The organism is Streptomyces sp. 8N114, from assembly GCF_052245835.1.
Lineage (GTDB): Bacteria > Actinomycetota > Actinomycetes > Streptomycetales > Streptomycetaceae > Streptomyces.
On the sequence record NZ_JBQQBT010000006.1, the window covers coordinates 346129 to 359217 of the forward strand.

Here is a 13089-nt window from a genome sequence, read left to right on the forward strand (position 1 = left end):
CACTGCACAGCGCAGGGCGCCCCGAAGGGGCGCGGGGAACTGCGCGACCAGCCACGACACACCCGCAGTCCGCAGGCGACGGACAGGGGCACCCCCTCCGACATGCGCTACAGCCCCGCCACCGAAAGGCCGTACAACAGCCCCCAACACACCGCCGTGACGGCCAAGGGCCGATCCCGCAACAGAACGTCCTCGGGGGAGCCGGCACTGCCGCGGTCGATGAAGACCGCGTACCGCAGCACCGCCAGGATCAGCGGGACCATCGAAAGCTGCCGGCACAACGAGACGCCCGCGCCCGCATCGGTCCCCAGGGCCCAAAGGCAGTACGCGAGTACTGCCGCTCCCGCGGCGAGCTGCCATACGAAGCGCAGGTAGCCGACGGTGTACTCGCGCAGCAGTGCTCGGGTCTCGCCCTCGCCCTCGCCCATCAGCAGCGCCTCCGAGTAGCGCTTGCCCGCCACCATGAACAGCGCGCCGAACCCCGCGGTGATCAGGAACCAGCGGGAGAGCGGAATCCCCAGCGCCAGCCCGCCGGACATCGCCCGCATCACGAACCCGGCCGTCACCACGGCCAGATCGACCACCAGGACGCGCTTGAGCCGCAGACAGTAGGCGATCTGCATGGCCACGTAGGCCGCCAGCAGGGCCGCGGTCGCGGCGTTGCACAGCAGCGCGGCGGCCACCCCCGAGGCCAGGGCGAGCAGCGACCCGAGGATGTAGGCGAGCGGGACCGGGACGGTTCCGGCGGCGACGGGGCGGCGGCACTTGTCGGGGTGCGCGCGGTCGGCCTCGGCGTCGCGTGCGTCGTTGAGCAGGTAGACCGCGGAGGCCGCCGCGGTGAACAGGGCGAAGACGAGGACGAGTTCGAGCACCGTGTGCACAGCGGCGAGCTTGCCTGCGGCGGCGGGTGCGGCGACGACGAGCAGGTTCTTGACCCACTGCCGGGGCCGTACGGTCAGCAGCAGCCCGCCGGGGAGGGTCCCGGCGAATCCGTGCGGGCGCCCGGTGGTGGGCCCGGCGGTGGGGGCGAGGCGGTGCGGGTCGGCGGGCCGTCCGGGCGGCTGCGGGGCGGGCGAGCCGGTCAGTGTGGAGCGTTCAGCCATCGAGCCGCCCCCTCCGGATGCCGCGCCCCGCGCAGCCCCGCGTGCCCAGCCGTACGGTCAGCGCGCCCAGCGCGGCGCCCGCCAGCACGTCCGAGGGGTAGTGGACGCCGACGACCAGCCGGGAGACGCACATCAGCGCGGCCAGCGTGGCGAGCGGCGTCCCGTGCCGCAGCCCGCCCAGAGCCAATGCCGCAGCGCTCGCGGAGGCGGCGTGGGAGCTGGGGAAGGAGTGCCGTCCGGCCGTCCGTACCAGCGGGGCGCGGCCGGCCAGGCCGGGGCGCGGGCGGCGCACGACCCGCTTGATCCCCATGCTGGCCAGGTGCGCGGCGCCCACGAGCCCGGTGCCCTTGAGCCAGCGCTCCCGCTGCGTACGGTCGGTGGCGGCGCCGGCGAGTCCGACCAGGAGCCAGACGGCGGCGTGCTCCCCGCTCCAGGACAGGGCGCGGGCCGCGCCGGCCACCCGGGCATCGTCCGCGCAGTCGCCCAGGGCGCACAACAGCCGCCGCTCCCACTGTCGTACCGCTCTCGCTGCCACGGTCCGACTCTGCCGCGCCCCGCGCCGCCTTCGGCCGAGATCCGACCCGACACTCGGCCTTTCACCCTTTCAGCGACACCAGCGGCACGGCTTCCCCTCCCTCGCATTTCGGGGCACTTACCGTCACGTTCATGCCCGCTCAGCACATCCAGCGCGACGCGACCGCACCGGAACCGGCACCGCCCGACCGCACCGCCCGGCTGCTGACCGGCTGGGGCAGGACGGCGCCCACCGGCGCCCGGGTGCTGCGGCCGCGCACCCGGCAGCAGGCGGTGGAGGCCGTACTGGCGGGTGGGGCACGCGGCAGCATTCCGCGCGGTCTGGGGCGGGCTTACGGTGACGCGGCGCAGAACGCGGGCGGCACCGTGCTGGACGCCACGGGCCTGGACCGGGTGCTGGCGATCGACGCTGTCGACGGGACGGTGACCTGCGAGGCGGGGATCAGCCTGCACCGGCTGATGACGGTGCTGCTGCCGCTGGGCTGGTTCGTGCCCGTCACGCCGGGGACCCGTTTTGTGACGGTCGGCGGCGCGATCGGTGCGGACATCCACGGCAAGAACCACCACCTCTCCGGCTCGTTCACCCGCCATGTGCGCTCCCTGGAGCTGCTGACGGCCGACGGGCAGGTGCGTGAGGTCACGCCCGGCAGCGAGCTGTTCGACGCGACAGCGGGCGGTATGGGGCTCACCGGGCTGGTGCTGAGCGCGACGGTGCGGCTGCTGCCGGTGGAGACGTCCCTGATGACGGTGGACACCGAGCGGCTGCCCGATCTGGACTCGCTGCTGGCGACGCTGACCGCCACCGACCACCGCTACCGCTACTCGGTGGCCTGGATCGACCTGCTGGCGCGCGGTACGGCAGCCGGGCGCGCCGTGCTGACGCGCGGCGACCATGCACCGTTGGAGGCCCTGTCACAGGGCGGTCGGCCGGCGCGCGCGGCGCGCCGGGACCCGCTGGCCTTCCGTCCGGGGCGGCTGCCGCCCGCGCCGCGCACCGTCCCCAACGGTCTGCTGCGCGGCAGCACGGTGGGGGCGTTCAACAAGCTCTGGTACCACAAGGCGCCGCGCCGCCGCCGGGGCGAACTCCAGCGGCTGGCTGCGTTCTTCCACCCACTGGACGGGCTGCCGCACTGGAACCGGGTCTACGGCAGCGCGGGCTTCGTGCAGTGGCAGTGCGTGGTGGGGCACGAGCACGACGACGCGCTGCGCCGCATCGTGCGGCTCATCTCGCGCCGCTCCTGCCCCTCCTTTCTCGCCGTACTCAAACGGTTCGGCGCCGGGGACCCGGGGTGGCTCTCCTTCCCCACCGAGGGCTGGACGCTGGCGCTGGACATCCCGGCCGGGCTGCCGGGCCTTGCGGACTTCCTCGACCTGCTGGACGAGGAGGTCGCCCTGGCCGGCGGGCGGCTGTATCTGGCCAAGGACGCGCGGATGCGGCCCGAGCTGCTGCCCGCGATGTATCCACGCCTGGACGACTTCCGGGCACTCCGCGCGCGGCTGGACCCGCGCGGCCTCTTCACCTCGGACCTGGCACGGCGGCTGGCGCTGTGAGACCACTTCCTGTTGCGACCCAACTTTTTCAGGAGCACCCATGAAGGACGCCTTCGGTTACCCGCAGTCGCTGCTCGTGCTGGGCGGCACATCCGAGATCGCGCTGGCGACCGTGCGCCGCTTCATGGCCCGCCGCACCCGGACGGTCTGGCTCGCCGGGCGGCCGGGTACCGGGCTGGACTCGGCGGCGGCCGGGCTGCGGGACGAGGCAGCGGCGCACGGCGCGGAGGTCACCGTCCGTACGGTCCCGTTCGACGCGCTCGCTCCCGAGACCCACGAGAAGGTGCTGGAGAAGATCTTCGCGGAGGGCGATATCGATCTGGTGCTGCTCGCCTTCGGGGTGCTGGGCGACCAGCGCACCGATGAACAGGACCCGATGGCCGCCGTACGCGTCACCCGGACGAACTACACCGGCGCGGTCTCTTCCGGGCTGGTGTGCGCCAAGGCGCTGCGCGCGCAGGGGCATGGCTCGCTGGTGGTGCTCTCCTCGGTCGCCGGCGAGCGGGCCCGCCGCGCCAACTTCGTCTACGGCTCCAGCAAGGCGGGGCTGGACGCCTTCGCGCAGGGCCTCGGGGACGCGCTGCACGGCAGCGGGGTGCATGTGCTGGTCGTACGGCCGGGATTCGTGCACACCCGGATGACGGCGGGCCGGGCCCCGGCGCCGCTGGCCACCACGGCGAGCGCCGTGGCGGAGGCGATCGAGCACGGGGTACGGCGCCGGGCGCGGACGGTGTGGGTGCCTGCCGCGCTGGGTCCGGTGATGAGCGTGCTGCGGCATCTGCCGCGTTCCGTCTTTCGACGGTTGCCGGGCTGAGGACTTGCCCCGTGCCCGGCTGCTGGGGAGGGGGTGCCCCCTGCGGACCGTTGCAGGCTGCGGATGCTCCCCCAAGCTCTTCGAGCAGGGGGTACCCCCATGGCTGGGCGCGCAGTTCCCCGCGCCCCTTCGGGGCGCGGCCCCCCTCCCCAGCGCCGGGATGTGGTCCCGCACCGCATATGGGATAAATCAGATTGTTCGCCCCGTACAGCGGAGCCAGCCGTCCCGTCGACCCCGCGGATCCGCCATGCCTCGTTTCAGTGTGATCGTCCCCGTCCACCAGGTGCAGGCGTATCTGCACGAGTGCCTCGACTCCGTACTCGGACAGTGCTTCGGCGACTTCGAGCTGATCGCCGTGGACGACAACTCTCCCGACTCCAGCGGCGAGATCCTGGACGCCTACGCCGCCGCCGATCCCCGGGTGACCGTCATCCATCTGGCGCAGAACGGCGGACTGGGACCGGCCCGCAACACCGGCACCGCACGCGCCCGCGGCGACTACGTCCTCTACCTCGACAGCGACGACACCATGGCACCGGGCGCACTGCGGGCGCTGGCCGAACGGCTGTCGGCGACCAGCGACCCCGACGTGCTGGTGTTCGACTACGCCCCCGCCTACTGGGACGGCTCCCTCGCTCCCCCGGCCCACGCCGACGTCCTGGCGCCCGAGGCGGGGCCCGAGGTGTGCAGCCTCGCCGAGCGGCCCGAGCTGCTGCGGCTGCCCGCCTTCCCCTGGGCCAGGGCGTACCGGCGCGACTTCCTGCGGCGCGAGAACCTCGCCTTCCCGCCCGGCACGTACGAGGACACCCCCTGGAACTTCCCCGTGCTGCTCACCGCGCGCACCATCGCGACGCTGGGGAGAGTCTGCGTGCACTACCGGCAGCGGCGCGGCGGCAGCATCCTGACGACCACGGGGCGCAGCCACTTCGACGTCTTCGAGCAGTACGACCGGCTGTTCGCCTTCCTCGAAGCGCGGCCCGAGCTGGAGCGCTGGCGGCCCCATCTGCACCAGCGGATGACCGACCACTTCGCCACCATCCACAGCAGCCCCGGCAGGCTGCCCCGTTCGGCCCGCACCGAGTTCCTGCGCCGCGCCCGGGCGCACTGCCGCCGCCACCGGCCCGCACCCGGCGCGGACGGCCCGCCCGACACGAGGGCCCGGCGGCTGCGCCGGCTGCTGGTGCGGTGCGGCGCACACCGCGTCTTCCGGCTGCTCTCGCACGCCGGCCGGGCACGCCGCCTGCTGGGTGCCCGGCTGGGCGCCGCACGCTCCCTGGCCCACAAGGCGGTGCTGCGCGGCCACTACCTCCTCCAGCGCCGCCGCCCCCTCGATCCGGGCCTGGCCGTCTTCTCCGCGTACTGGGGCCGCGGCTACTCCTGCAACCCGGCCGCGATCGAGGCCAAGGCCCGCGAACTGGTCCCGGACATCCGTACGGCGTGGATATGCGACCCCGCGTACGCGCACACGCTCCCGCCCGGCGTACGGCACATCCGGCCGGACTCGGCGGCGTACTGGACGGCACTGGCCCGCGCCCGGTTCCTGGTCAGCAACGTCAACCTGCCGCACAGCTACCGCAAACGGCCCGGCCAGCTGCTCCTCCAGACCCACCACGGCACCCCGCTCAAGCACATGGGGCTGGATCTGATGGCCTACCCGGCCGCCGCGGACGGCATGGATTTCGAACGGCTGCTGGAGCACACCGACCGCTGGGACTACAGCCTCTCCGCCAACCCGCACTCGACGCTGGTGTGGGAGCGCGCCTATCCCTCGCCGTACACCACGCTGGAGTTCGGTTACCCGCGCAACGACGTCTTCCAGACCGCGACCGCCGCCGACGTGGCCCGTATCCGCGCCGAGCTGGGCGTCCCCGAGCGGGTGACGGCGGTGCTGTACGCGCCCACCCACCGCGACTACCAGCGCGGCCGGCAGCCCTGGCTCGACCTGGCACGGCTGGTGGCAACGCTGGGCCCGTCCTTCGTCGTACTGGCGCGTTCGCACTACTTCCACGCCGACGAGGGGCTGCCGTGCGAGCCGCCCGGGGGGCTGATCGACGTCTCGGCGCACCCTTCGGTGGAGGAGCTGTGCCTGGCCTCGGACGTGCTGGTCACCGACTACTCGTCGCTGATGTTCGACTATGCCAACCTCGACCGGCCGCTGGTGATCCACGCGCCCGACTGGGAGACCTACCGGGACGCGCGTGGCACCTACTTCGATGTGACGGCCATGGCGCCGGGCCCCGTGGCGCGCAGCGAGGACGAGCTGATCGACCTCCTCGCCACCGGCGCCCACGCCACCGAGCACGCCCGTGCCCGGCGGGCCGCCTTCCGGCAGCGGTTCTGCCCCTGGGACGACGGGCACGCGGCCGAGCGCGTGGTGCGGCATGTCTTCCTCGGTGAGCCGTCTGCTCCCGCCGGTGGTTCTGTCGTCAACGCCTCGGCCCCTCTGGATGTGCCCTCGGTCGTGCCGCTCGCCGAGCGGCGGCCCGCGCCCGCGCCGGGCAGCTCCCGCGCCACGGGCCCCGGCTCGCCCGCTCCCCTTCATCCCCTCGCAGCGAAGGACTGGTGGTCATGCCCCGCTTCAGCGTCGTCGTACCGGTGTTCAAGGTCCAGGGCTACCTGCGCGAGTGTCTCGACTCGGTGCTCGGCCAGTCCTTCACCGACATCGAGGTCATAGCCGTCGACGACAACTCCCCCGACCACAGCGGCGCGATACTCGACGAGTACGCGGCACGCGACCCACGTGTGCGGGTGCTGCACCTGACCGAGAACGTAGGGCTGGGCCGGGCCCGCAACACCGGTGTGGAGCATGCTCGCGGCGACTACCTGCTCTTCCTCGACAGCGACGACAGCTATCTGCCCGGCGCCCTGGCGGCCGTCGACCGGCAGCTGACCGCCTGCGGCACCCCGGACGTGCTGATCTTCGACCACCAGCGCTCCTACTGGGACGGGCACACCGAGGCCAGCTCGTACGGCGCGCAGCTGGCCGCCGTCGGTACCCAGACCTTCACCGTGGCCGAGAACCCCGAGCTGCTCACGCTGTTCCACGTCGCCTGGAACAAGGCGTACCGCCGCGCGTTCTATCTGCGCGAGGGATTCCGCTTCGAGCCCGGACTGTACGAGGACGCGCCGCTGTCGAACGAGGCGCTGGTGTGTGCCGCATCCATCGGCTGTCTGCCGCGCATCTGCATCGACTACCGGCAGCGGCACCAGGGCGCCATCACCCGCTCCCCCGGGCGCCGGCACTTCGACGTCTTCCCGCAGTACGCCTCCCTCTTCGCCTTCCTGGAGCGGCGGCCCGAGCTGGCCGCGTATCGCCCGCTGCTGTTCGAGCGGGTGGTGGCGCACCTGATCTTCTGCATACGGCGCCGGGAGCGGGTGCGGCGGGCCGACCGGCGCGCCTACTTCCGGCAGGCGGCCCGGCTCTACCGCGAGCACATACCACCCGGTTTCACCCCGCCGCGCTCCCGGGCCCGCGACTGCCGGCTGCTCGCCCGCAACACCTACGCGCTGTTCGCCGCACGGGAGTCGGTACGCCGCAGCGCCGGGCTCGCCCGGCGCTCGGTCCGCGCGGCCCGCCCCGGTGTCGTCCGCGCCGCTCACCGCCTCTACTACGCCCTCCAGCGACAGTTGCCGCTCCAGGACGACGTGGCCGTCTACTCCGCGTACTGGAACCGCGGGGTGGCCTGCAATCCGCAGGCGATCGAGGCCAGAGCACGCGAGTTGGCGCCGCACCTGCGCAGTGTGTGGGTGGTACGCCGGGAGGCCGTGCCCTCCCTGCCGCCCGGCACGGCCCACGTGGTGCCCGGCTCGTGGAGCTACTGGCGGGTGCTGGCCCGCGCCCGGTACTTCGTCAACAACGTCAACTTCCACGATCACCTGGTGAAACGGCCGGGCCAGATACATGTGATGACCCACCACGGAACCCCGCTCAAGACGATGGGCCTGGACCAGCAGCCGTATCCGGCCGCAGCGCAGATGGACTTCGGCAAGCTGCTGCGCCGGGTGGGCCGGTGGGATCTGAGCGTCACCGCCAACCCGCACTCGGCCGAGGTGTGGGACCGCGTCTTCCCCTGCGGCTACGAGGACCTGCCGGCGGGCTACCCGCGCAACGACCGCTACGCGACCGCCACCGCCGAGGAGATCACCGCCGTCCGCGCCCGGCTGGGTGTCCCGCGCGGCCGGATCGCCCTGCTGTACGCGCCCACCGCCCGCGACTACCGCAGGGGCTTCGTCCCGCGGCTCGATCTGGAACGGCTGAGCGCGGGGCTGGGCGAGGAGTACGTGCTGCTGGTGCGTACGCACTACTACTACGGGCGGGACAGCGTGCTGCGCGACCTGCACGCACGGGGGCTGGTGCGGGACGTCTCCCGGCACCCCTCGGTGGAGGACCTGTGCCTGGCCGCGGACGCGCTGATCACGGACTACTCGTCCCTGATGTTCGACTACGCCAACCTCGACCGGCCGCTGGTGATCCACGCGCCCGACTGGGAGAGCTACCGGGACACCCGCGGCGCCTACTTCGACCTGCTCTCCGGCCGCCCCGGCGAGACCCCCGGCCCGGTCACCCGCACCGAGGACGAGCTGACCGCGGTCTTCCGCAGCGGCACCTGGCGCGGCCCCGAGGCCCGCGCCCTGCGGGCCGCCTTCCGCGCCCGCTTCTGCCCCTGGGACGACGGCCACGCCGCCGAACGCGTCGTCCGCCGCGCGCTGCTGGGGGAGCCCTCCGATGCGCTCCCGCCCGTCATCCCGCCGGCCGAACGGCGCCGGGTGCCCACCCCGGAAGAGGCGGAGGCCGCGGTGACCGCCCACCCCGCCCCCGCGGACCTGGGCCCCACCCCGGAACCCCTCAACTGACCCGGGAGGGCGCCCTACAGAGGCAAGGTTCGCCCTTGCCGCAGGCGCCGTCGACCCCCTGGCCTCAGCCCGGCGTTGCCGTCATCAGGCGGCGGGCTGCGGGGAGGCGGGCGGCCCGCGCCGGGCGAGGGGTGTGGCGCCGGATCAACTGATCGGCTGGGGGCCGCCTCCGCGGGGAGGGCGGCCGGCGGGTACCGGGCTCATCAGCCAGCGCATCAGCGCGGAGCGGCCCAGTGCGGAGCGGCCCACACCAGTCAGCGGGGGTGGGGTGCGCTCGGCGTCGGCGGCGATCTCTGCGCAGAGTGCTGCCACATCGCCGCGCCAGGCGAGCTCCAGGGTGCGGCGGCGGCGGGGGTCGAGGCGTTCGAGGATGCCGTCGCCGTGGGTGCTGATCAGCCGGGCTGCGCCGGTGCAGACGGCCAGTTGGGCTTCCTCCGGGAGGGTGGGGAAATCCGCGCCGAAGAGCTGGAACAGCTCGACGTGGAAGTGCCGCTTGTGGAAGGCGTCCCGCAGCGGGCCGGGCGCGAGGAAGCGGCAGGTGGCCTCGAAGAGCCGCTCCGCGCAGCGCAGCCGGACGGGGGGTGGGGCCTGGTAGGTGATGTTGCTGGAGTCGGCTCGGCGGACGGCGAAGTAGTGCGGCTTGTCGGCGAGCACGGAGATCCGTGCCGCGCGTACGCACGCCTCCAGTACGAACGGCTGATCGCTGAAGGCGGGCATGGTCTCGTCGTAGCGGATGCCATGCTCCTCGATCAGGGAGCGGCGGAAGAGCTTGGTGTTGGACAGCGCCCACGGCAGCCCGTCGCCGACCAGCCGGATGGCGGGCGCCGAGCGGCTGAACACCCCGGTGGGGACCGTGCGTTCGCCGATCGGGACCATCTTGCACAGCAGTACGTCCGAGCGGCAGGTGTCGGCCATGGTCACCATGCGCTCCAACGCCTCGGGCGAGAGATGGTCGTCGGCGCCCAGGAAGAAGACATAGCGCCCGCCGGCCAGTTCCAGCCCCCGGTTGCAGGGCGCGGCCGGGCCGCCCGAGTTGGGCTGCCGCAGGGTGGTGAACAGGCCGGGGTGCAGCGCGGCGAAGCGTTCGATCTCCTCGGCGCTGCCATCGGTGGAGCCGTCGTCGACGACGACCACCTCCATCCGCCGCTGCCCGATCGTCTGCTCGAGGAGGGAGGAGAGGCAGCGGGTGAGGTAGGGCATCGTGTTGTAGACGGGGACGACGACGCTGACGTCGGGGCACGTCCCGGGGGCCGTCTCGGGATGAGGACCGGGGGCAGGGCCGGGGCCGGGGTCGGGGGTCATGTGCGCACCACCCCGCGTCCGGCGCCGTCCCCGATGACCACGCGCCGTACCCCGGCCCACAGCGCCGGGTCGGTGATGCGGCGGCCGTCGACCAGCACCCGTACGCCCGGCAGTTGGTCGGCGGACAGCTCGCGGTAGGCGGCGTGGTCGGTCTGCACCACAGCAGCGGTGACCGACTGGCCGGTATGCGGACGCAGTCCCAGGTCGGCCAGCTCGTGCGGCTCGAACAGCGGGTCGGAGACGTACGGCCGCGCTCCCCGCTCGCGCAGCGCCGCGACCGTGGGGAAGACGCCGGAGAACGCGGTCTCCTTCACCCCGCCCCGGTAGGCGGCGCCGAGCACCAGCACCTCGGCCCCGTTCAGCTCGCCGTAGGTGTCGGCGAGGAGTTCGACGGCGTGCTCGGGCATGGCCTCGTTGGTCTCGCGCGCCGCGCGTACGACGTCCGCCCCCGGGTCGTTCCACAGATACATCCGCGGATAGACGGGGATGCAGTGGCCGCCCACCGCGATGCCGGGGCGGTGGATGTGGCTGTAGGGCTGGGTGTTGCAGGCGTCGATGACGGCCTCGATATCGACCCCCGACCGGTCGGCGAACCGGGCGAACTGGTTGGCCAGCGCGATGTTGACGTCCCGGTAGGTGGTCTCGGCCAGCTTCGCCAGCTCGGCGGCCTCCGCCGAGCCGAGGTCCCACACCCCGTTGGGCCGGGGCAGCTCCTCGCGGAGGTCGAAGTCCAGTACGGACTCGTAGAAGCGCACCCCGTCCTTGGCCGAGTGCGGGCCGATGCCACCGACCAGCTTGGGATAGCGGCGCAGATCGGTGAAGACCCGCCCGGTGAAGACCCGTTCCGGCGAGAAGACCAGCGAGAAGTCCCGTTCGGGCAGCAGCCCCGAGCCCTCGGCCAGCATCGGCGCGAAGCGGTCGCGGGTGGTGCCGACCGGGAGGGTCGTCTCGTAGCTGACGAGGGCGCCGGGGCGCAGCCCGGCGGCGACGGCGCGGGTCGCGGCGTCCATCGCCCGGAAGTCGGGCGTGCCCCGCTCGTCGACGAAGAGCGGTACGACCACGACGACGGCCTCCGCGTCCGCGACGGCCTGAGTGGTGTCCGTCGTCGCCGACAGCCGCCCCGACGCCACCGCTTCGGCCAGCCGCTCGTCCAGCCCAGCCTCACCGGGGAACGGCGCCACTTTGTCGTTGACGCTCGCGACCACGCGCGCGTCGGTGTCCGCGCCCGTCACGCGGTGTCCCTTGGCCGCGAACTGGACGGCCAGTGGCAGCCCGATCTTCCCGAGCGCCACCACACAGATCCGCATTCCCGTCTCCTTCCGGCTGGTTGTGATGCTCCGGTCGCTCCTGTGCTGCCGTCTGGAGCAGCTGTGTGTAGATCCCGTCGAGCGTGCGGGCCTGGGTTTCCCAGGTCCACCGCTCCAGCAGCCCGGGGCGCTCGTAGACCGCGCGGTAGCGCTCCGGGGCTTCGAGTACGGCGCGGACGGCACGTACGTAGTCGGCGGTGTCCTCGGCACGGAAGACCTCGCCCTGGCCGGTCTCCAAGGTGGTGGCGGCCATCGTTTCCACGTCACTGACCACCAGCGGCAGCCGGGCGTGCGCGTACTCGAAGAACTTGGTGATCAGCGCGATCTCGTGGTTCGTCCAGTGGTGCAGCGGAATCGCGCCCGCGTCCGCCTCAGCGAGGAAGGGAACCACCTGCCAGTAGGGCACGTACGGCAGCACATGCAGCCGCTCCGCCACCCCCAGCTCCGCGGCGCGCGCCCGCAGCTCGCGTACGTAGCCGGAAGCGGGCTTGCCCACGACCAGCGCCGTGTGCACACCCGGCAGTCCGGGCAGTGCCTCCACCATCGTGGCCAGGCCGCGCTGGGGGGCCGCGGCGCCGCTGTAGACGACCAGCGGGGTGTCGGTGCCGATGCCGCACCGGGCGCGCAGGCTGGGGATCTCGTCGGGCGCGCTCCGACGGGTGGTGTGCGCCTCGGGCGCGTTGAGGACGACGGCCGGGTCCCCGGCCAGCCCGTGGGCGCGGCGCAGCAGCTCGGCGGCCGTACGGGAGACGGTGACGGCGGCGTCGGCGTAGGGCACGTACTCGCGCTCGTGTGCGACGTGTGCCGGCAGCCAGCGCACGTCGTTCGTCCACGGCCGCACCCCCGGCAGGAACTCGTGCGCGTCCCACACCAGCTTCACCACTCGCCCCTCGGCCGCAGCGCGGATCTTGGCACGCGCGCCGACGCCCACCATCCGGAAGTCGTTGGCGTGGATGATGTCGGGCCGCAGCTCGTCCACGACGCGGCCGTAGGCCAGCTCGAAGTCGTAGAGGCTCGGCCACAGCATGCGCCAGCAGCGCTCCCTCAAGGCGCGCCGCCAGAAGGCGACGGCGGCGCGGTCCAGCAGACCGGAGCCGCGCCGCTTGGCGCCCTGGTCGAGCTGTCGCTTACGGAAGCCCACCCAGCGCTGGGCGAGCCGGGCCGCGGCGCGGGGCAGCGCGAGCCGCGCGGCAGCGGTGCGGCGAGCGGCGCGGTGCGCAGGGCTGCCCGGCGCGAGCGCGGCGCGACGGGTGCGGAGTTCGTCCCGCCATGCCTTGACACGCTGCACGCGATAGGGCACCACACCGGGCCGGTAGGCCAGCGGGCGGGTCAGCAGCGGGCGGCGGGTCGTGCGGGGCGGGTGCGCGAGAGGGGTGGGTACGGGCAGCAGCCGTACCTCTGCGCGGCCGATGCGCCAGGAGGCGGACCGCCCGTCCGGGGAGCGGCCCAGCAGTGTCACCTCCCACCCGGCTTCGGCGGCCGAACGGGCCGTCTTCTGTACCCGGGAGTCACCTACCACCCCGTTGCACACCAGCATCACGATCCGGCCCCGCCGCCCGGGGGGCGCCTCCGGTGCCGGAGTGCCGCTCGTCCCGGGGCCGCTGTCCAACTCCACAGGCTTCCC

Annotated in this window: 9 protein-coding genes; 4 read left to right on the forward strand and 5 right to left on the reverse strand. The window is 73.3% G+C overall.

Going from position 1 to position 13089, the window contains the following annotated elements; all coding sequences use genetic code 11:
* Positions 1–107: 107 nt before the first annotated feature.
* Together ACTWQF_RS16475 and ACTWQF_RS16480 are read right to left on the reverse strand one after the other, a co-directional pair.
* Entirely contained in the window at positions 108–1103 is a 996-nt protein-coding gene (locus ACTWQF_RS16475; RefSeq protein ID WP_443280131.1) for a decaprenyl-phosphate phosphoribosyltransferase, read from the reverse strand.
* Positions 1096–1638, reverse strand: coding sequence for a phosphatase PAP2 family protein (locus tag ACTWQF_RS16480; protein WP_443280132.1), 543 nt, complete (start codon positions 1636–1638; stop codon positions 1096–1098). Before ACTWQF_RS16480 ends, ACTWQF_RS16475 begins: the two co-directional genes overlap by 8 nt.
* A 131-nt stretch (positions 1639–1769) precedes the next feature.
* Between ACTWQF_RS16480 and ACTWQF_RS16485 the strand changes: the two genes are divergently transcribed.
* From ACTWQF_RS16485 to ACTWQF_RS16500, 4 genes are all read left to right on the forward strand, one after another.
* Positions 1770–3188 (forward strand): FAD-binding protein, encoded by a 1419-nt coding sequence (locus tag ACTWQF_RS16485; protein WP_443280133.1) that lies wholly within the window; start codon positions 1770–1772, stop codon positions 3186–3188.
* Between the two features lie 40 nt (positions 3189–3228).
* Complete coding sequence (locus ACTWQF_RS16490; protein WP_443280134.1) at positions 3229–4002, forward strand: decaprenylphospho-beta-D-erythro-pentofuranosid-2-ulose 2-reductase; 774 nt, start codon at positions 3229–3231, stop codon at positions 4000–4002.
* Positions 4003–4249: 247 nt separating this feature from the next.
* Positions 4250–6676: a bifunctional glycosyltransferase/CDP-glycerol:glycerophosphate glycerophosphotransferase gene (locus ACTWQF_RS16495; RefSeq protein WP_443280135.1), complete on the forward strand. Its 2427-nt coding sequence runs from the start codon at positions 4250–4252 to the stop codon at positions 6674–6676.
* Positions 6571–8856 carry a bifunctional glycosyltransferase/CDP-glycerol:glycerophosphate glycerophosphotransferase gene (locus tag ACTWQF_RS16500; protein ID WP_443280136.1) on the forward strand — a complete coding sequence of 762 codons (2286 nt, stop codon included), beginning with the start codon at positions 6571–6573 and terminating at the stop codon, positions 8854–8856. The genes ACTWQF_RS16495 and ACTWQF_RS16500 overlap by 106 nt, the downstream gene beginning before the upstream one ends.
* Positions 8857–9000: 144 nt before the next feature.
* Here ACTWQF_RS16500 and ACTWQF_RS16505 read toward each other — a convergent pair whose 3' ends face one another.
* Genes ACTWQF_RS16505 through ACTWQF_RS16515 form a run of 3 tightly spaced genes read right to left on the reverse strand, consistent with a single transcriptional unit; the run spans position 9001 to position 13080 of the window.
* Positions 9001–10158 carry a glycosyltransferase family 2 protein gene (locus tag ACTWQF_RS16505; RefSeq protein ID WP_443280137.1) on the reverse strand — a complete coding sequence of 386 codons (1158 nt, stop codon included), beginning with the start codon at positions 10156–10158 and terminating at the stop codon, positions 9001–9003.
* Entirely contained in the window at positions 10155–11435 is a 1281-nt protein-coding gene (locus ACTWQF_RS16510) for a nucleotide sugar dehydrogenase (RefSeq protein ID WP_443280175.1), read from the reverse strand. Before ACTWQF_RS16510 ends, ACTWQF_RS16505 begins: the two co-directional genes overlap by 4 nt.
* Positions 11320–13080, reverse strand: a complete 1761-nt coding sequence (locus ACTWQF_RS16515; RefSeq protein WP_443280138.1) for a glycosyltransferase family 4 protein — start codon at positions 13078–13080, stop codon at positions 11320–11322. The genes ACTWQF_RS16510 and ACTWQF_RS16515 overlap by 116 nt, the downstream gene beginning before the upstream one ends.
* Between the last annotated feature and the right edge of the window lie 9 nt (positions 13081–13089).